The 18,927-nt window shown below is 41.3% G+C and carries 16 protein-coding genes and 1 pseudogene; 12 read left to right on the top strand and 5 right to left on the bottom strand.

Annotated features, from left to right (window positions below; all coding sequences use genetic code 11):
- Positions 1-54: 54 nt before the first annotated feature.
- The 5 genes from SORDD15_RS04425 (at position 55) to SORDD15_RS04405 (ending at position 9,660) form a co-directional block, all read left to right on the top strand.
- A complete protein-coding gene (locus SORDD15_RS04425; RefSeq protein ID WP_061414777.1) occupies positions 55-897 on the top strand; it encodes an aldo/keto reductase in 843 nt (280 codons plus the stop codon).
- Positions 898-1,186: 289 nt separating this feature from the next.
- Positions 1,187-5,698, top strand: a complete 4,512-nt coding sequence (locus SORDD15_RS04420) for a S8 family serine peptidase (protein WP_061414774.1) — start codon at positions 1,187-1,189, stop codon at positions 5,696-5,698.
- Between the two features lie 497 nt (positions 5,699-6,195).
- On the top strand, positions 6,196-7,113 hold the full coding sequence (gene glyQ, locus SORDD15_RS04415; protein ID WP_061414771.1) for a glycine--tRNA ligase subunit alpha: 918 nt from the start codon (positions 6,196-6,198) through the stop codon (positions 7,111-7,113).
- Positions 7,114-7,323: 210 nt separating this feature from the next.
- Positions 7,324-9,360 (top strand): glycine--tRNA ligase subunit beta, encoded by a 2,037-nt coding sequence (gene glyS / locus SORDD15_RS04410; protein ID WP_061414768.1) that lies wholly within the window; start codon positions 7,324-7,326, stop codon positions 9,358-9,360.
- Positions 9,361-9,402: 42 nt separating this feature from the next.
- Complete coding sequence (locus tag SORDD15_RS04405) at positions 9,403-9,660, top strand: DUF896 family protein (RefSeq protein WP_000371300.1); 258 nt, start codon at positions 9,403-9,405, stop codon at positions 9,658-9,660.
- An 82-nt stretch (positions 9,661-9,742) separates the two neighbouring features.
- Here SORDD15_RS04405 and SORDD15_RS04400 read toward each other — a convergent pair whose 3' ends face one another.
- The 3 genes from SORDD15_RS04400 to SORDD15_RS04390 are packed head-to-tail and all read right to left on the bottom strand — an operon-like array spanning position 9,743 to position 12,558.
- On the bottom strand, positions 9,743-10,987 hold the full coding sequence (locus tag SORDD15_RS04400; RefSeq protein WP_061414765.1) for an NAD(P)H-dependent oxidoreductase: 1,245 nt from the start codon (positions 10,985-10,987) through the stop codon (positions 9,743-9,745).
- Between the two features lie 17 nt (positions 10,988-11,004).
- Positions 11,005-11,610 carry an NADPH-dependent FMN reductase gene (locus SORDD15_RS04395; protein WP_000915930.1) on the bottom strand — a complete coding sequence of 202 codons (606 nt, stop codon included), beginning with the start codon at positions 11,608-11,610 and terminating at the stop codon, positions 11,005-11,007.
- Between the two features lie 18 nt (positions 11,611-11,628).
- The gene (locus SORDD15_RS04390) at positions 11,629-12,558 is read right to left on the bottom strand and encodes an FAD:protein FMN transferase (RefSeq protein WP_061415672.1); all 930 of its coding nucleotides are present in this window, start codon (positions 12,556-12,558) and stop codon (positions 11,629-11,631) included.
- 307 nt (positions 12,559-12,865) lie between these two features.
- Between SORDD15_RS04390 and nox the strand changes: the two genes are divergently transcribed.
- From nox to pdxT, 3 genes are all read left to right on the top strand, one after another.
- Positions 12,866-14,245, top strand: coding sequence for a H2O-forming NADH oxidase (gene nox / locus SORDD15_RS04385; RefSeq protein ID WP_061414763.1), 1,380 nt, complete (start codon positions 12,866-12,868; stop codon positions 14,243-14,245).
- Between the two features lie 257 nt (positions 14,246-14,502).
- Positions 14,503-15,378 carry a pyridoxal 5'-phosphate synthase lyase subunit PdxS gene (gene pdxS, locus SORDD15_RS04380; protein WP_061414760.1) on the top strand — a complete coding sequence of 292 codons (876 nt, stop codon included), beginning with the start codon at positions 14,503-14,505 and terminating at the stop codon, positions 15,376-15,378.
- The gene (pdxT, locus tag SORDD15_RS04375) at positions 15,379-15,960 is read left to right on the top strand and encodes a pyridoxal 5'-phosphate synthase glutaminase subunit PdxT (protein WP_061414757.1); all 582 of its coding nucleotides are present in this window, start codon (positions 15,379-15,381) and stop codon (positions 15,958-15,960) included.
- Between the two features lie 19 nt (positions 15,961-15,979).
- On the opposite strand, the gene trhA is transcribed toward pdxT, so the two are convergent.
- Positions 15,980-16,627 (bottom strand): PAQR family membrane homeostasis protein TrhA, encoded by a 648-nt coding sequence (gene trhA, locus SORDD15_RS04370; RefSeq protein WP_061414754.1) that lies wholly within the window; start codon positions 16,625-16,627, stop codon positions 15,980-15,982.
- Positions 16,624-17,070, bottom strand: coding sequence for a DUF1836 domain-containing protein (locus tag SORDD15_RS04365; protein WP_061414751.1), 447 nt, complete (start codon positions 17,068-17,070; stop codon positions 16,624-16,626). Before SORDD15_RS04365 ends, trhA begins: the two co-directional genes overlap by 4 nt.
- Before the next feature lie 134 nt (positions 17,071-17,204).
- Between SORDD15_RS04365 and SORDD15_RS04360 the strand changes: the two genes are divergently transcribed.
- The 4 genes and pseudogenes from SORDD15_RS04360 to SORDD15_RS04345 all read left to right on the top strand — a co-directional run.
- Positions 17,205-17,699: a GNAT family N-acetyltransferase gene (locus tag SORDD15_RS04360; protein WP_061414748.1), complete on the top strand. Its 495-nt coding sequence runs from the start codon at positions 17,205-17,207 to the stop codon at positions 17,697-17,699.
- Positions 17,696-18,211, top strand: a complete 516-nt coding sequence (locus SORDD15_RS04355; protein ID WP_061414745.1) for a methylated-DNA--[protein]-cysteine S-methyltransferase — start codon at positions 17,696-17,698, stop codon at positions 18,209-18,211. Before SORDD15_RS04360 ends, SORDD15_RS04355 begins: the two co-directional genes overlap by 4 nt.
- A 12-nt stretch (positions 18,212-18,223) precedes the next feature.
- Complete coding sequence (locus SORDD15_RS04350; RefSeq protein ID WP_061414740.1) at positions 18,224-18,580, top strand: arsenate reductase family protein; 357 nt, start codon at positions 18,224-18,226, stop codon at positions 18,578-18,580.
- A gap of 156 nt (positions 18,581-18,736) precedes the next feature.
- Positions 18,737-18,927: pseudogene (locus tag SORDD15_RS04345) on the top strand (amino acid ABC transporter permease); the annotation flags it as partial.

Here is an 18,927-nt window from a genome sequence, read left to right as displayed (position 1 = left end):
TCGGCTTTCCCGAAGTAATCTCTTTAGATTTTCTTGTATGTGAAAGGAAATAGAATGAAAAATTACCAATTAAATAATGGAGTGGAAATTCCTGTCTTAGGATTTGGAACATGGAAAGTTGAAAATGGAGAGGTAGCCTACCAAGCCGTTTTAGAAGCCTTAAAGGCTGGTTATCGTCATATCGATACTGCAGCTATCTATAAAAATGAGGAGAGTGTTGGTCGTGTTATACGAGATAGCGGTATTTCACGCCAAGAAATCTTTGTAACGACCAAACTCTGGAATACCAATCACAGCTATGATGAAGCTCGCCAAGCATTTGAAGAATCAATGGAAAAACTGGGCTTGGATTATCTAGATTTGTACCTTATCCATTGGCCAAATCCAAAACCACTAAGAGAAAATGACGAATGGAAAATTCGCAATGCTGAAGTCTGGAGAGCGATGGAGGACCTTTATAAAGAAGGTAAAATCCGTGCTATCGGCGTTAGTAATTTTCTTCCCCATCATTTGGATGCTTTGCTTGAGACAGCAAGAGTCATTCCAGCGGTCAATCAGGTGCGCTTGGCGCCAGGGGTTTACCAAGAGGAAGTGGTTGACTACTGTAGAGAGAGAGGAATTCTCTTAGAGTCTTGGGGACCATTTGGGCAAGGGGAGTTGTTTGAACAGAAAGAAGTCCGAGAAATTGCTGCTAAGCATGGGAAATCAGTAGCTCAAATTGCCTTGGCTTGGAGTTTGGCAGAAGGATTTTTACCTCTACCTAAGTCAGTGACAGCCTCTCGTATCCAGAGCAATCTTGACTGTTTTGGGATTGAACTCAGCAAAGAAGAGAGAGAAGTCTTAAAGACCATCTCGGTGACTTCTGGTGCACCGCGTGTGGATGAGATGGATTTTTAGATTGTAAAATCTATTTATACCGAAATAACAAAGACTAGGAATTTTAAATCCTAGTCTTTTTGTGTATAAAAAATCTAAATTGTTTGTATAATGAAATAATTCTATGGATTGAAATATAGGAACGAACTTAGAAAATATTGGTTTGATAGAGCAAATAACACGAATGATAAAATTAAATAAGTAAAACATATACGTAAATATTACATTTTTGTGACAATTCAGATTTTTATGAAAATTTATGGTTATTTGCGTTATAATAGGTATACTTTAAAGAAAAAGGAGATTATTTATGAATAGACGACAACGTTTTTCATTACGGAAATACAAATTTGGTCTTGCTTCAGTTTTATTGGGAACTGCTTTGGTTTTTGGAGCAAGTCAAGTCAGTGCCAATGAGCAGAGTACAGGTGAAAATCAAGCACAAACTCAGGCAATCAAGACAGAGCTAAAAGACGATAAACACTCAAACTCTTCAACAGACCAAACCAAAACTAATGTGATAGCTCCAGTAGTTGGAGAGAAACAAGAAGCTGAAACTTCTAAAGAGGATGCTAGTAAACAAGATGCTAAGGTAGAAGCTCCGGTTGATAAAACTGCTGAAGCCCAAGAATCAGGGAAAGATAGCGCAGTTGCAAATGAAGAAAATCAAGGTGTCGTTCAAAAAGAAACAACAGTAGATACCAGTCCAGCGCCTGCTACTGAGAAGGCTTTTGACTTGGAGAAAAAAGAGGCTAAAGTAACGACAGCTCCGAAAACTACTGGCGAGACAGCAACTACTGAAAAGGAAAAACAAAATACTGAATCTGCAAAACCCAATAGTCTTTCAAGTAATGATATCATCACAGTACCGAAAACTTGGAAGGCTGGTTACAAGGGGACAGGGACCGTTGTTGCCATTATTGACTCAGGGATTGATTTGAATCATGAGGTTCTTCGAATTTCGGATCCGTCAAAAGCAAAATTTAAAAACAAGGAAGCCATCGAAGCAGCTAAAAAGGCTACTGGAATCGACTACGGTAAATGGTATAGTGATAAGGTTGTCTATGCCTATGATTACTTTGACGGAACAGATAGAATCAAAGAAGCAGAAAGAACTTCTCATGGAATGCACGTAACAGGGATTGCAGCTGGAAACCCTGATAAAGAAGCACCAAATGGTGAAAAGGTCTATGGTGTGGCGCCAGAAGCCCAAGTTATGTTTATGCGTGTCTTTTCAGACCGCCAAAAAACGACCAGTTCTGCCCTTTATGTAAAGGCGATTGATGACGCAGTTGCCTTGGGAGCAGATGCCATTAATATGAGTTTGGGATCTAGCACTGGTTCTATGGTAGATGCTGGTTCTGATATTGTGGATGCCATCAAACGGGCTCGTACCAAGGGAGTTTCTGTTCTTATCTCAGCAGGAAATAGCAATACATTCGGAAATGGTTATTCAAAACCACTAGCCGAAAACCCAGACTATGGCTTGGTTGGAAATCCATCCACTGTTGAGGATTCGATTTCAGTTGCTTCTGTCAACAACAAAACATTGACAACAGCGGTTTTTGAAGTCAAAGGTCTAGAGGGAAATGCCGGTCTTCATAACGGAAAATTTGATTATAATCAACCTGAAGCAGATAAGGACTTTGAAAAAGGAAAAGAGTATGAATACGTCGAAGCAGGGTTAGGTCGTGAAGAAGACTTTGCGAAGTTGGATTTAACTGGGAAACTTGCCCTCATTCAGCGAGGAGCTATGAACTTTTCAGAGAAGATCAAAAATGCACGAAAACACGGTGCAGTTGGTGCTTTGATCTACAATAATGTAGAAGGTGCAAACATCAATATGTCTATTGATGATGAGGCAAAGAAAATTCCTTCCGTATTTATTTCTAAACAGTATGGTGAAGCCTTAAAATCAGGAAACTACAAGATTGTTTTTAATGGTAAGATGGACAATCGTCCTTCGGATGTAGCCAATCAGCTATCTGACTTTTCAAGTTGGGGAGTGACCACCGATGGACAATTGAAACCGGATGTGACAGCTCCTGGCGGCAATATCTACTCATCCTTTAACGACAATACCTATGGTAGTATCAGCGGAACCAGTATGGCGGCTCCTCACGTTACGGGTGTTGCAGTTCTGGTTAAGGAATACCTTCAAAAACACCATTCAGAATTGACTCCTGAGCAAGTATCAGAGACTGTCAAGGCCTTGATTATGTCAACTGCAAAACCACATGTTAATAAGGATACAGGCACTTATACCTCACCTCGTCAGCAAGGTTCTGGTATTGTGGATACAGCTGCTGCAGTTTCAACCGACCTCTATGTAACTGGTGAAAATGGTTATCCGAGTGTGACTTTGGGAAATGTTGGAGACCAATTTACTTTTAAGGTTACTGTACACAATATTTCAGATACTGACCGTACTCTCAAGATGGTAGTGAATACCAATACAGATGATATCCAAGATGGAAAATTCACCCTTCGACCTCGAAAACTAACGGAGACAGTCTGGCCTGAAGTGATGGTCAAAGCCCACAGCAGTCAAACAGTCACTGTTAAAGTGGATGCTCGAAAATTTGCTGATCAACTCAGCAAACAAATGCCAAATGGCTATTTCCTTGAAGGTTTTGTTCGCTTTGTAGATCCAGCAGATGATGGGGATATTGTGAGTCTTGCATTTATGGGCTTTCGAGGAGAATTCCAAAATCTCCCCGCTGTCGAAAAACCAATTTACAATCTTGTCCGAGAAGGGAAAAATGGATTTTACACGGAAGTTGACAAGGAAAATCCTGCCGTTAACTACTCTAATGATGCCACCTATCTCGCTACCTTGCAAAATGATCTTCTAGTTTCTAAAGGTCAACGCCAAGGACGCCGAATTACCGTTCTTGGAATCGAACAAAATGCTGAAGGCAAGCATGTTCTTCAGTTGGACGAAAAAGGGAATGTCCGTCTTGCTATTTCTCCAAACGATGATGGAAACAAAGACCTAGTTGAATACAAAACGGTTGCTTTGAGAAATCTTGTAAATCTTCGGGCTACAGTTTATGCGGCTACGGATACCAAGCATGAACATCCTATTTGGGAGGGCGATGCAAAGGATCTTCGTAAGAATTATTTTGATGGAGACAGTAGAAATCTGAAGAGTTATATTCTAGATAATACCGCTTGGAGAGGTCAGGATTTTGATGGCAATACCGTTGCAGATGGTTTATATGACTATGTTATTAGTTACACACCAGATGTTCCAGGAGCCAAAGAACAATACACGACCTTCAAAATTCAAATTGATACTCAAAAACCTGTCATCACAAGTGGTTATATTCGCTTTAAAGATGGAAACCAAGAATTCGTAGCTCGCAAACCCAAAGATGTGGGTCAAGGCGGTATCCTTTCAGAAAAAGTCTTCTATATCACACCATTTGACCAGAATGGGACCATGGTTCTATCTGAGAAAGACCAGTCTGGAACTCGTGCGCTTGAGAACACCCATCTGATTAAGGCCAATGCTGACGGTAGTTATACACTTCCTAAGGATGTTGACAAGGCTAATATTTACTATCTTGTTGAGGATCATGCAGGAAATGTAGACTATATCTCACTTGCTGAACTTGTGCGCGATCAAAATAGTGGTCGAGTGAAAATTGCCTTGAAGGATGCAAAAACAAACCAGGATATTGATACCCTCTACGTCTATCGAATCAAAAATAGCAAGGGACAATATGTTGATGTTGACAAGGCAAAAGCGATTCATTTTTTACAATTTGGTCATTATACAGCAGAAATTTTCAGTTATGATCGAACAGAATTGAAATTTATCAGTGCCTTGTCCCAAGAGTTTGACTTGACGGAAGAAAATAGTTTCCAAACCATTACCTTCCTAGCAAATCTCCTAGAATATGCACCTGTGTCTGTTTCCTTCAATCAAGCAGTTCCAAAGACGACTACTGTGGTTCTGAAAGGTGAAGATGGGACAAGTATCACTCTTCCTGCTGAAAAATACGGGCAATACGCCTTTGGTAAGAAAATTGCTACAGGTCGTTATACTGTAGAGGTCACCTTGCCAACTGGATATGAACTCATTGAAGATCTCGTTTCCTTGCTCGTTCAGCCAGGTCGAAACAATGCTTTGCGTCTATCTGTTGTGTCTAAGTTGGCCTTGCTTGCTGCGGTAAATCAACAAAAAGAACTGGTAGAAACGTCTCGCTACTTTAATAGTAGTGCAGATAAGAGAAAAGCTTATGACCAAGCTTTCCAAGTGGCGCAGTCAGCCTTGTCAAGCAAGTTGAAGCAAGAATTGATTGATGGCGTTCTCGCTAGTCTGGAAGCTGCTGGTAAGGCTTTGGATGGAAAAGATTCGAACGTTACAGCCTTGAAAGAAGCTATGAAAGCTTACTATGCAACAACTAAAACTGGACGATATGCTAATGCCAAGGAAAAAGTACGTCGAGCTTATGATCGTTCCTTCCAAGAAATTGCCTTACTAGTTGTGGATCCTAAAGTCAAACAGGATCAAATTGACCAATCTCTCATTGCTCTAGCAACAGCTAAAAGCAAATTAAATGGCAAAGCTACTGACTTCTCTAGTCTGAAGAAACTGATCAAGGATGAACGACTTTTCCAAGAAAAGAATGCGAGATTTATCTATGCAGACAAGAAAGAAAAAGTAGCTTATCTTCTAACTTTTAAAGAGGCACAGGAACTCCTTAATGATCCAGGAGCTAGCCAAGAAGATGTCAAAGATGCCATTACAGCCTTGAAACAAGCCAAGAGAAATTTGCATGGCAAAAAACCAAAGGCAAGAAGACTTCCTTAAACAGGACTTTCTGAAGCTTTACTATTAAATGAGTCTGGAACTTTGTTTTCAGACTCATTTTTTGTTTACACTAGCTAGAAAATCTGCTATAATACTAGCTAGGAAAGAAAGTCTTATGGCGTTCTTCAAGCGAGCTTGGGGTAGTGGGAGCCAAGTAGAACAAGGTAAGAAACTGGCGCTTTCTGTCGTATTTTTAAAAACAATGAAGTAATAAATTAGGGTGGAACCGCGTTTCAGACGCCCCTAGGTCACAGACTTAGGAGCAAAGACACGGTTCTTTTTGTATCCAAAGTCATAAGAATTTATAAAAAAGGAGTAAACAATGTCTAAAAAATTGACTTTCTACTGCGTCAGTGGCAGAGACCTCCTTATAGTCGGACTGCCCCACGCTCAGCACTAGGGTGCTGAGCTAGACGCAGTACTAACTCGTCTTGCCTCGTATAATCGACGAGGCAGACTCGTGTCGCAAGAAATCATTTTTTATTAAGGAGTATTCAATGTCTAAGAAATTAACATTTCAAGAAATTATTTTGACTTTGCAACAATTTTGGAATGGCCAAGGCTGTATGCTGATGCAGGCTTATGATAATGAGAAAGGTGCGGGGACGATGAGTCCTTACACTTTCCTTCGTGCTATCGGTCCTGAGCCATGGAATGCGGCTTATGTAGAGCCATCACGTCGTCCTGCTGACGGTCGTTACGGGGAAAATCCTAACCGCCTTTACCAACACCACCAATTTCAAGTGGTCATGAAGCCTTCTCCATCAAATATTCAAGAACTGTACCTTGAATCCTTGGAAAAATTGGGTATCAATCCTTTGGAGCACGATATTCGCTTCGTTGAAGATAACTGGGAAAATCCATCGACTGGTTCAGCTGGTCTTGGTTGGGAAGTTTGGCTTGATGGAATGGAAATCACTCAGTTCACTTATTTCCAACAAGTTGGTGGATTGGCAACGGGCCCTGTGACTGCGGAAGTTACCTATGGTTTGGAACGTTTGGCTTCTTACATTCAAGAAGTGGACTCTGTTTATGATATCGAGTGGGCCGATGGCGTAAAATATGGAGAAATTTTCATCCAGCCTGAGTACGAGCACTCAAAATATTCATTTGAAATTTCGGACCAAGAAATGTTACTTGAAAACTTTGATAAGTTTGAAAAAGAAGCTGGTCGTGCTTTGGAAGAAGGATTGGTTCACCCTGCCTATGACTATGTTCTCAAATGTTCACATACCTTTAACCTACTTGACGCGCGTGGTGCCGTATCCGTAACAGAGCGTGCAGGCTATATCGCTCGTATCCGTAACTTGGCCCGTGTCGTAGCCAAAACCTTTGTCGCAGAACGCAAACGCCTAGGCTACCCACTTTTGGATGAAGCAACACGAGCTAAACTCTTAGCAGAAGACGCAGAATAAAGAGAGTGACAAATTACGAAAATGGGCGAACAGAGTTAGCCCTGAGCCAGTTGCCACAGTGGTGAATGTATCCTTAGTGAAGCTAAGGATACTAGGCAAAATTGGAGACTTTTGGCTCCAATTTTAGCAATGAAACAACGAAGTTGGTTGCTTGCGTGCCAATCACATAAGGCCAACTGGAAAATAAAAAGATACTTTTCGGAGAAAAACATGACAAAAAACTTATTAGTAGAACTCGGTCTTGAAGAGTTACCAGCCTACGTAGTAACTCCAAGTGAAAAACAACTAGGTGAAAAAATGGCAGCCTTCCTCAAGGAAAACCGCCTGTCCTTTGAAGCCATTCAAACCTTCTCAACACCACGTCGTTTGGCTGTTCGTGTGACTGGTCTTGCAGACAAACAGTCTGATTTGACAGAGGATTTCAAGGGACCAGCAAAGAAAATTGCCTTGGATAGTGATGGAAACTTCACCAAAGCAGCTCAAGGATTTGTCCGTGGAAAAGGCTTGACAGTTGAAGATATTGAATTCCGTGAAATCAAGGGTGAAGAATATGTCTATGTTACCAAGGAAGAAGTGGGGCAACCAGTTGAAGCCATTGTTCCAGGTGTAGTAGACGTCTTGAAGTCACTAACTTTTCCTGTCAGCATGCACTGGGCTAACAACACTTTTGAATATATCCGCCCTGTACACACTTTGACAGTTCTTTTAGATGAAGAAGAGTTTGACTTGGATTTCCTTGATATTAAGGGCGGTCGTGTGAGTCGTGGTCATCGTTTCTTGGGACAAGAAACCAAGATTCAGTCAGCATTGAGCTACGAAGAAGACCTTCGTAAGCAGTTTGTAATCGCGGATCCACGTGAACGTGAGCAAATGATAGTTGACCAAATCAAAGCAATCGAAGCTGAACATGGCGTACGTATCGAAATTGATGCTGACTTACTGAACGAAGTCTTGAACTTGGTTGAATACCCAACTGCCTTTATGGGAAGTTTTGATGCCAAATACCTTGAAGTTCCAGAAGAAGTTTTGGTGACTTCGATGAAAGAGCACCAACGTTACTTCGTTGTTCGTGATCAAGACGGTAAACTCTTACCAAACTTCATTTCAGTCCGTAACGGGAACGCAGAGCATTTGGAAAATGTTATCAAGGGTAATGAAAAAGTCTTGGTAGCACGCCTGGAAGATGGAGAATTCTTCTGGCGTGAAGACCAAAAATTGGTGATTTCTGACCTTGTTGAAAAATTGAACCATGTGACCTTCCATGAAAAGATTGGTTCCCTTCGTGAACACATGATTCGTACAGGGCAGATTGCCATTCTTTTGGCAGAAAAAGCTGGTTTGTCAGTGGATGAAACAGTTGACCTAGCCCGTGCAGCAGCTATTTACAAATTTGACTTGTTGACAGGGATGGTTGGTGAGTTTGATGAACTCCAAGGAATTATGGGTGAGAAATATGCCCTTCTTGCTGGTGAAACTCCAGCAGTTGCAGCTGCTATTCGTGAACACTACATGCCGACAGCTGCTGAAGGAGAACTTCCAGAGAGTAAGGTAGGAGCCATTCTAGCCATTGCAGACAAATTGGATACGATTTTGAGTTTCTTCTCAGTAGGCTTGATTCCATCAGGTTCTAATGACCCTTATGCCCTTCGTCGTGCGACGCAAGGTGTGGTTCGTATCTTGGATGCTTTTGGTTGGCACATTGCTATGGATGAGTTGATTGATAGCCTTTATGCTTTGAAATTCGACAGCTTGACTTATGAAAATAAAGCAGAGGTTATGGACTTTATCAAGGCTCGTGTTGATAAGATGATGGGTTCAACTCCAAAAGACATTAAGGAAGCAGTTCTCGCAGGTTCAAACTTTATTGTGGCAGATATGCTAGAAGCAGCAAGTGCTCTTGTAGAAGCAAGCGAAAAAGAAGATTTCAAATCGTCTGTCGAATCTCTTTCTCGTGCCTTTAACTTGGCTGAAAAGGCCGAAGGAACTGATACTGTTGATCATGCTCTCTTTGAGAATGAAGAAGAGAAAGCCTTGGCGGAAGCCGTAGAATCTCTTGTTTTGTCAGGGGCTGCAAGTCAGCAATTAGAACAACTCTTTGCGCTTAGCCCAATTATTGATGCTTTCTTTGAAAATACCATGGTAATGGCTGAAGACCAGGCTGTCCGACAAAATCGCTTGGCTATCTTGTCGCAATTAACCAAGAAAGCAGCTAAACTTGCACGTTTCAACCAAATCAATACCAAATAAAATCTGGTAAATGGATTAAACCTTATCATAAAGGAGATAAACATGGATCCTAAAAAAATTGATCGTATTAACGAGCTTGCCAAAAAGAAAAAAACAGAAGGCTTAACTTCTGCTGAAAAAGTGGAACAAGCTAAACTTCGTGAGGAGTATATCGAAGGATATCGTCGTTCTGTTCGCCACCATATTGAAGGAATTAAAATTGTGGACGAGGAAGGAAATGATGTTACACCAGAAAAACTACGCCAAGTACAACGTGAAAAAGGTTTGCACGGCCGTAGTATAGATGATCCTAACTCATAAAATGAAAGGGGTTTGTAGATGATTTACAAGCCCCTTTTCTGTTGTAATAAAAAAAGGAGCCAAGTGGCTCCTTTTTGATTTCTTAGTTGCTTGCACCAGAAGTAGCGTCTGCGCCACCACCGTGGCCTCCCGCATCACCTGAATCCGAAGCGCCAGAAGTAGCATCGGCGTCTCCATGACCTCCAGCAGCAGGAGCAAATGGTCCGCTACCACCCACCAAACGTTGCCCAGTCTCTTTTAGGTACCAGTCAAGCCATGGTTGGAAGTTAAAGACGATTTCATTGATACCAGCGTATGATCCATCAGGATAGTACATTGCTTGGTAGTTGTGGGTGTTGATGACACCTGCAGGAGAGCCTGGAACAATCGTACGAACGTATTCTTGGTTTCCGTTGCGAAGTGTTCCGATAACCCACTCTACATTCTTCATACGTGCTGGTGGAAGAGAACCATGAACAGTAGACATACGGCTACCTGATTGAGGTGGTACACGTTTAGCAAACATGGTGTCTGGATCTTGGTGAGCGTTGTTGTAGTAGAGGAATTGGTTGTTGTCGTCAGCATATGTCAATTCAAATGGCATAGCTTTCAAGAACATATCGATTTGGTTAACTGTCAAGATACCGTGGTCCAATTTGACATAGGTATCACCAGAAACAGCTCCAGTGATTGCAGCAACTTTTTCTACCCATTCTGGATCGTCAGGATCAACTTCCGTAATGGTTGTAGCAATTGGTTTTCCACAATCCAAGTCTTCTGGTTCGATTGGTTTTGGTTTTTTCAATTTCGAAACGACTCCTACGTATTTTACAAAGTTATCTAAGCAAGTTTCAAGGAATTTAACAGTTCCTTCGTTGGTGATATTTCCGTCGTTATCAAAAGCTTCCTTAGCTTTACCAAGAAGGAATTCGTTACCTGGAAGCGTGTAGGCATTAACACCTGGAGCATCAAGGATTTTACGAAGGTGAACTTGGGCACGTGATGTTCCTTGGTCGTAGTATGATGCACCCACAATCATGACCGGCTTGTTTTCAAATGGATGAACTTCGTATGAAAGCCATTCAAGTAGAGATTTGAGTGAAGCTGAGATAGTGTGGTTGTGCTCAGGAGTGGCGATAATGACACCATCAGCACGTGTAATCTTGTTATACAAGAAACGCAATTGGAAGCTTTCGTCCCATTTTTCGTCTTGGTTAAACATTGGTACTTCGTCGATTTCAAGGACTTCTAATTCAAATTTGAATTTGAAATTGCGACGAATAAATTCCAAGAGTTTGCGGTTATATGATTGATCGTAGTTTGATCCAACAAGTCCAACAAATTTCATTCTTTCGGTCTCCTATCTTACAAATTTTCCCAGTCAAATTCTTCAGCATCTTTGCGAAGCAATTCTTGTGCATTGCGCAATTTTTCAGTAATTTTCACAAAGATACGGAAGTCATCAAAGATGGCATCCAATTTCTTGATGACGTCAAGGTCAACCAAGTCGCCACTTGGGTTAAATGCTTGAAGAGAGTGTGAAAGCAAGAATTCATCTGGTAGAACATTTGCCTTGATTTCAGGAGCGTTCAAGATTTGACGAAGTTGCAATTGGGCACGAGATGAACCAAGTGTACCATAGGAAGCACCAGTGATCATGATTGGTTTGTTCAAAAGTGGGTAGATACCGTAAGATAGCCAAGCAAGAGCGCTCATCAAAACTGCAGGGATAGAGTGGTCGTACTCAGGAGTACCGATAATCACACCATCAGCCTCTTCAATTTTAGCTGCAATTTCAAGAATTTCAGCGGGAAGAAGTTTATCTGCAGGTTTGTTGAAAACAGGGATATCCTTGATTTCAACGAGTTCAATTTCAGCTTTATCAGCAAAGTGTTTTTGCATGTATTGGAGCAATTGGCGGTTTGTAGAACGTTTAGAGTTCGTTCCAACAATGGCAATAAGTTTTAGCATGAGATTTCCTTTCTCTTTTTACATAATACAATTTTGAAGGCCTGAAGAACATGCAAGACGCCCCTCTTTGTCGATGAGGATGGCTTCAATGCCATCTATACTTTCGACTTGCCAGAGGATAGAAGCGCTTCGTTCTCCGAAAAGGCGAGTTGTCCATATCTCACCATCAACGGATTTATCAGAGACAATCGTTAGGCTAGCAAGATCGGTTTCGACAGGGAATCCTGTCTTACTATCAAAGATATGGTGATAGTCTTTTCCATCTACTGTCAGGTGGCGTTCATAGATACCTGAAGTGACAACGGATTTGTTAGAAGCAGGGATCGTTAGGAGATGATTGCCACGAGGATTTCGCGGATCTTGAATCCCAATCTGCCAGGCTTTCCCTTCTTTGGCTTGATTGTTCCCGATGGTGAGGATATTTCCTCCGAGATTGATCAAGGCAGAGGTGACACCGTGTTCTTTCAAATACTGGGCAACCTTATCTGCACTATAGCCCTTAGCTAAACAACCTAAATCAAGCTTCATTCCTTTCTTCTCTAAAAAGACAGTAGAGCTAGTCGGATCCAACTTGATAAAATGCGGGTCAACTAGAGGTAAGACAGCTTCGATTTCTTTAGAGTCTGGAAGCCGTGCATCTGCAAATCCGATTCGCCAGGTTTGAATCAAGGGGCCAATGCTGATGTTTAGATGGCTAGATGGAGCTAGGCTATGCTCAAGTCCAAGAGCAATCAGTTCAAATAGGTCAGGGTGAACCTTAACAGGTTTGATTCCAGCCTGGTAGTTGATTTCCATCAGTTCGGATTCTTGACTGTTGGCGTTAAAGCGGTATTCGAGTTCCTTGAGCAAATCAAAGGCTCCTTGAAGTAGGCAATCAGCCTGTTCATCTACTAATGAAATCGTGATCGTTGTTCCCATTAGCCGTTCAGAACGTGAATGAAGAGGCAAGCTACCAGCTCCTTTCTCTTTATAGGAAATCATTCAATATAAGGTCGTTAAAGAAAAATTAAACCCCTTACATTTTCTTTCCATGTATCTAGCATATCATAAAGTCAGCGTTTTCACAAATGAATTTTGACAAAAAGTCAAGAAATATGCTCAAAATTAATGTGAAAACGATAGAAAAATTAGATTTATCAATGTTAAGTGTATTTTTTTCTGAAAAAAAGAGAATTCTGAGCAAATGCCTTGTAAACGCTAACAGTAAATGATATACTAGAAAGGTAAATCAAAAATTAAAGGTAGGAATTTTTCTATGAGTAAAATCGTTGTAGTTGGTGCTAACCACGCTGGTACAGCTTGCATTAATACCATGTTGGACAACTTCGGACATGAGAACGAAATCGTAGTATTTGACCAAAACTCAAATATTTCATTCCTTGGTTGTGGAATGGCGCTTTGGATCGGGGAACAAATTGATGGCCCAGAAGGTCTCTTCTACTCTGATAAAGAAAAATTGGAAGCAAAAGGTGCTAAAGTTTACATGAACTCACCAGTTCTTTCAATTGACTACGATAACAAAGTTGTGACTGCAGAAGTTGAAGGTAAAGAACACAAAGAGTCTTATGATAAATTGATCTTTGCAACTGGTTCAACTCCAATTTTGCCACCAATAGAAGGTGTTGAAATTGTTAAAGGAAACCGCGAATTCAAAGCAACTCTTGAAAATGTACAATTTGTTAAATTGTACCAAAACGCTGAAGAAGTTATCGAAAAACTTGAAGACAAGAGCAAACACCTTGAGCGCATTGCCGTTGTTGGTGGTGGTTACATCGGTGTAGAACTTGCTGAAGCTTTTGAACGTCTTGGAAAAGAAGTTGTCCTTGTTGATATTGTAGATACTGTCTTGAACGGTTACTATGACAAAGACTTCACACAAATGATGGCGAAGAACTTGGAAGACCACAACATCCGCTTGGCTCTTGGTCAAACAGTTAAAGCCATTCAAGGTAATGGAAAAGTTGAACGCTTGGTGACAGACAAAGCAACATTTGATGTAGATATGGTGGTTCTTGCTGTTGGTTTCCGTCCAAACACAGCTCTTGCTGATGGTAAGATTGAACTCTTCCGCAACGGTGCCTTCCTTGTAGACAAGAAACAAGAAACTTCACTTCCAGGTGTATTTGCCGTTGGTGACTGTGCAACTGTTTATGACAATGCTCGTAAAGACACTAGCTACATCGCGCTTGCTTCAAACGCTGTTCGTACTGGAATCGTTGGTGCCTACAACGCTTGTGGACATGAATTGGAAGGAATCGGAGTTCAAGGATCAAATGGTATCTCTATCTACGGACTTCACATGGTTTCGACTGGTTTGACTCTTGAAAAAGCCAAGGCAGCTGGTTATAACGCAACTGAAACAGGCTTTAACGATCTTCAAAAACCAGAATTTATCAAACATGACAATCACGAAGTTGCCATCAAGATTGTCTTTGACAAAGACAGCCGTGAAATTCTTGGTGCACAAATGGTTTCACATGATGCCGCTATCAGTATGGGAATCCACATGTTCTCACTTGCTATCCAAGAGCATGTAACCATTGATAAATTGGCATTGACAGATCTATTCTTCTTGCCACACTTCAACAAACCATACAACTACATTACAATGGCTGCACTTACAGCTGAAAAATAAAAATTGACGAGCTATCTGGCCTTAGGTTAAGGTCAGATAGTTTTTTAGTTATACTCTTCGAAAATCAAATTCAAACCACGTCAGCTTCGCCTTACCGTACTCAAGTACAGCCTGCGGCTAGCTTCCTAGTTTGCTCTTTGATTTTCATTGAGTATCAATTTGTACCCATACAATTATCCTTTTTTTATCTTGTACTTCATTCTGTTCTGACTTAAAATGAAATGGTAGCTACCAATAAAAATGATGAGGATTAAGAAATGACTGAAAATCGTTATGAACTAAATAAAAACTTGGCACAGATGCTCAAAGGTGGGGTTATCATGGACGTTCAGAACCCTGAACAGGCTCGTATCGCAGAAGCTGCTGGTGCGGCAGCTGTGATGGCCTTGGAGCGGATTCCAGCAGATATTCGTGCTGCTGGTGGAGTTTCCCGCATGAGTGATCCAAAGATGATTAAGGAAATCCAAGAAGCAGTTAGCATTCCAGTGATGGCCAAGGTCAGAATCGGACATTTTGTTGAAGCTCAGATTTTAGAGGCTATTGAGATTGACTATATTGATGAGAGTGAAGTTCTATCTCCAGCTGACGATTGTTTCCATGTGGACAAGAAAGAATTCCAAGTTCCTTTTGTTTGTGGGGCTAAGGACTCGGGTGAAGCCTTGCGTCGTGTTGCTGAGGGAGCTTCCATGATTCGGACAAAAGGAGAACCCGGTACAGGAGATATCGTCCAAGCTGTTCGCCATATGCGCATGATGAATCAGGAAATTCGCCGCATTCAAAATCTACGTGAGGACGAACTTTATGTTGCTGCGAAGGACTTGCAAGTCCCTGTTGAATTGGTCCAATACGTTCATGAACATGGAAAATTGCCAGTTGTAAACTTCGCAGCTGGAGGTGTTGCAACACCAGCAGATGCTGCACTGATGATGCAATTGGGGGCAGAGGGCGTCTTTGTCGGTTCAGGTATTTTCAAGTCAGGCGACCCTGTTAAACGAGCAAGTGCTATTGTTAAGGCCGTAACCAACTACCAAAATCCTCAAATTCTGGCTCAAATCTCTGAAGACCTAGGGGAAGCCATGGTTGGTATCAATGAGAATGAAATTCAAATTCTCATGGCAGAGCGAGGAAAATAGATGAGAATTGGAATATTGGCCTTGCAAGGTGCCTTTGAAGAGCATGCAAAAGTGCTAGAAAAGTTAGGTGTTGCTAGTGTCGAAATCAGAAATTTAGATGATTTTCAACAAGGTCAGAGTGACTTGTCTGGTTTGATTTTGCCTGGTGGAGAATCTACAACCATGGGCAAACTCTTGCGTGACCAGCAGATGCTGCTTCCCATCCGAGAAGCCATTCTCAATGGCTTACCAGTCTTTGGAACCTGTGCGGGTTTGATTTTGCTAGCTAAGGAAGTCGCTTCCCAAGAAGAAAGTCATCTAGCGACTATGGACATAGTAGTAGAGCGCAATGCCTATGGGCGCCAACTAGGAAGTTTTTATACAGAAGCAGAATGTAAGGGAGTTGGTCAGATTCCCATGACCTTTATCCGTGGACCGATTATCAGCAGTGTTGGAGAGGGTGTAGAAATTCTAGCAACAGTAGACGATCAAATCGTTGCAGCTCAAGAACAGAATATGCTGGTAACTTCTTTTCATCCAGAATTGACAGATGATGCTCGCTTGCACCAGTATTTTATCAATATGTGTAAAGAAAAAAGTTGAGAAAAGATTCTCAACTTTTTTACATGTAATAAACAATCGCGATATATTGAAGTGCAGATGCTGCTAGGATAAAGAGATGCCAAATCATGTGGAAATAGGGTCTTTTCTTAGCGTAAAATCCAGCTCCAACTGTATAACAGAGTCCACCAGTTACCATAAGACTCCAGAAAATTGGCGTCGTTTGACTGATAATGGCAGGAATGATAGCCAGAACCAACCAGCCCATAATCAGGTAAAGGGCAAGGCTGAATTTCTCATTGACCTTTTTAGCAAAGATTTTATAGAGGATGCCAAAGATGGTCGTTCCCCACTGAATGGCAATAATTAGATATCCAAACCAGTTATTCATCAAAGTCAATACGACCGGCGTATAAGAGCCTGCGATAGCCACGTAAATCATAGAATGGTCGATGATTCGCAAGACGTATTTGTGGGTCGAACCATAGGCCATAGAGTGATAGATGGTTGACGAGAGGAACATGAGAAAGAGACTGATAACAAAGATAGAAACACCAAAAGATGATAAAAATCCATGTGCTTCATAACTATAGGTGGATGAAATAGGGAGCAAGATGAGCATGATAACGGCACCTACAGCATGGGTCACGCTATTAGCAATTTCCTCTCCAAAACTGAGTTTTTTACTGAGCTTTAGACGGGTGTTCATTGGATTTCCTCCTTGTCTTTACTAAGGATTAAGTCTAGAGTTTGATGATAGAGTTTAACCGTTTGACAGCTAGTTTGGATAATAGGATTTTCTGGATCAATCCCATGGTTCATGTAGTCTACAAAAGCGTCGTAGAGCTGGTCTGAGCTTGCTTGAGTTTGCAGAGTATTCAGTGTTTGAGCGATTTCTTGGATTGAAAAGACAGACTTGAGAGTGGTGATGGCAATCAAGCGGGCAATCTGTTTGCGTTGGTATTTTTTCTTGTCTGGCTTTGTCAGGTAACCATGTTTGACATAGTTATTGACCATGGATGCTGTTAGCCCTTTGTCCTTATCTGGAGAGATAGGGGCACAGACTTGATTGACATAAAGTAAAACCTGATCCAGATAGAGGTCAATGTTTGGAATGTCTTCCCATTTTGGGTAGGAAAAGTTAGAATTCATTTCCAACTCCTTTTTATCTAGTTTTGATAACTAGATTATAAAATAATAAAAAACAAAAGTCAAGTTTCAACTGCTTGTAGAAAGCTTTAAATTATGCTATGATGAGAGAAACTAGTCAGAAATGAGGAGAAAAGATGGAGATTCGTTTAGCTTTTCCAAATGAAGTAGATGCGATTATGCGGGTGATAGATGATGCTAAAAAACGTTTAGCAGATGCTGGTAGTGACCAGTGGCAAAATGGCTATCCAAATGCGGATGTTATTATCGATGATATCATCTCAGGTCAAGCCTATGTGGCCTTGGAAGAGGGAGAACTGTTAGCCTATGCTGCTGTGACCAAGAGTCCAGAGGAAGCCTATGAAGCCATTTATGAAGGAAGTTGGCAGGGGGGAGAATCAGAATATCTGGTCTTTCACCGTATCGCTGTGGCAGCAAATGTCCAAGGACAAGGTGTTGCTCAGACTTTCTTAGAAGGCTTGATTGAAGGTTTTGATTATCTAGATTTTCGTTCAGATACGCATGCACAAAACAAGGCTATGCAACATATTTTTGGAGAACTCGGTTTTAAACAGGTCGGTAAGGTGCCAGTAGATGGTGAACGCTTGGCCTATCAAAAATTAAAGAAATGAAGCAGAAAAAGTACGCAAAAATGCTCTACCCGTCGCCAATTGGAACCTTATCCTTAGTTGCTGATGACAATTATCTGTATGGCATTTGGGTGCAGGAGCAGAAGCATTTTGAGAGGGGATTAGGGGATGAAACGATAGAAGAAGTTGTTAGCCATCCTGTATTAGAGCAAGTTATTTCCTATTTAGATACCTATTTCGAAGGCAGTGGTGAGAATCTATCTGACTTACCTTTGGCTCCTATTGGAACAGATTTTGAAAAGCGGGTCTGGGCTTACTTACAGGACATTCCTTATGGTCAAATAGTAACTTACGGACAAATAGCTCAAGACCTGCAAGTGGCTTCTGCCCAAGCGATTGGCGGAGCAGTGGGGCGCAATCCTTGGTCCATCCTCGTTCCCTGTCACCGTGTGCTGGGGTCAGGCAATCGCTTGACAGGCTATGCATCGGGAGTCGAAAAGAAAGCCTGGCTCTTGCAACATGAAGGTGCAGCATTTCAAGAAAACAAAGAATAGAAAGCGAAGAAAATGTTAGAATTTATCGAATACCCAAAGTGTTCAACTTGTAAGAAAGCAAAAAATGAATTGAATCAACTTGGACTGGAATACCAAGCTGTCCACATCGTAGAAGAAACACCAAGTGAAGACGTGATTTTGAACTGGTTGGAAACTTCCGGATTTGAAGTGAAACAATTTTTCAATACTAGCGGGATCAAATACCGCGAACTGGGCCTAAAAGATAAGGTGGGAAGTCTGTCAAACCAAGAAGCAGCCAAGCTTCTAGCGAGCGATGGTATGTTATTGAAACGTCCAATTTTGGTGGAGAATGGTGCTGTTAAACAAATTGGCTATAGAAAACCCTATGAGAACTTAGGTTTGAGATAGTTTTTATTTATCTCCTTGATAGGTAAAATATATAGCCTCCCTGTTTTAAAGTGTGATAAACTAGAAGATAGACAAAGTCTGATCAGCCCGTAGCAAATAATTTGCTTGCGAGCAGAAGTATGATAGAATGAATCATTATCAGGAGAGGATGTTTTTATGACTGTTACAACATTTTTAGCATCAGATTGGTATCAAAGTTTGATGCAACTCATTCCGGATGGTAAGCTCTTTAGTTTGCGTTCGGTCTTTGATGGAATTCCAAGGATTGTCCAACAACTGCCGACAACCTTGATGTTGACGCTTGGGGGGGCTCTCTTTGGTTTAGTACTAGCTTTGATTTTTGCCAT

The organism is Streptococcus oralis (assembly GCF_001578935.1).
GTDB lineage: Bacteria > Bacillota > Bacilli > Lactobacillales > Streptococcaceae > Streptococcus > Streptococcus oralis_R.
The sequence above is the reverse complement of the archived record's forward strand: the minus strand, read 5'-3'. Positions and strand labels throughout refer to the sequence as shown.

Coding starts and splice junctions, on each gene's coding strand:
- SORDD15_RS04425 (WP_061414777.1), top strand. CDS start 55: ATGAAAAATTACCAATTAAATAATGGAGTGGAAATTCCTGTCTTAGGA.
- SORDD15_RS04420 (WP_061414774.1), top strand. CDS start 1,187: ATGAATAGACGACAACGTTTTTCATTACGGAAATACAAATTTGGTCTT.
- glyQ (WP_061414771.1), top strand. CDS start 6,196: ATGTCTAAGAAATTAACATTTCAAGAAATTATTTTGACTTTGCAACAA.
- glyS (WP_061414768.1), top strand. CDS start 7,324: ATGACAAAAAACTTATTAGTAGAACTCGGTCTTGAAGAGTTACCAGCC.
- SORDD15_RS04405 (WP_000371300.1), top strand. CDS start 9,403: ATGGATCCTAAAAAAATTGATCGTATTAACGAGCTTGCCAAAAAGAAA.
- SORDD15_RS04400 (WP_061414765.1), bottom strand. CDS start 10,987: ATGAAATTTGTTGGACTTGTTGGATCAAACTACGATCAATCATATAAC.
- SORDD15_RS04395 (WP_000915930.1), bottom strand. CDS start 11,610: ATGCTAAAACTTATTGCCATTGTTGGAACGAACTCTAAACGTTCTACA.
- nox (WP_061414763.1), top strand. CDS start 12,866: ATGAGTAAAATCGTTGTAGTTGGTGCTAACCACGCTGGTACAGCTTGC.
- pdxS (WP_061414760.1), top strand. CDS start 14,503: ATGACTGAAAATCGTTATGAACTAAATAAAAACTTGGCACAGATGCTC.
- pdxT (WP_061414757.1), top strand. CDS start 15,379: ATGAGAATTGGAATATTGGCCTTGCAAGGTGCCTTTGAAGAGCATGCA.
- trhA (WP_061414754.1), bottom strand. CDS start 16,627: ATGAACACCCGTCTAAAGCTCAGTAAAAAACTCAGTTTTGGAGAGGAA.
- SORDD15_RS04365 (WP_061414751.1), bottom strand. CDS start 17,070: ATGAATTCTAACTTTTCCTACCCAAAATGGGAAGACATTCCAAACATT.
- SORDD15_RS04360 (WP_061414748.1), top strand. CDS start 17,205: ATGGAGATTCGTTTAGCTTTTCCAAATGAAGTAGATGCGATTATGCGG.
- SORDD15_RS04355 (WP_061414745.1), top strand. CDS start 17,696: ATGAAGCAGAAAAAGTACGCAAAAATGCTCTACCCGTCGCCAATTGGA.
- SORDD15_RS04350 (WP_061414740.1), top strand. CDS start 18,224: ATGTTAGAATTTATCGAATACCCAAAGTGTTCAACTTGTAAGAAAGCA.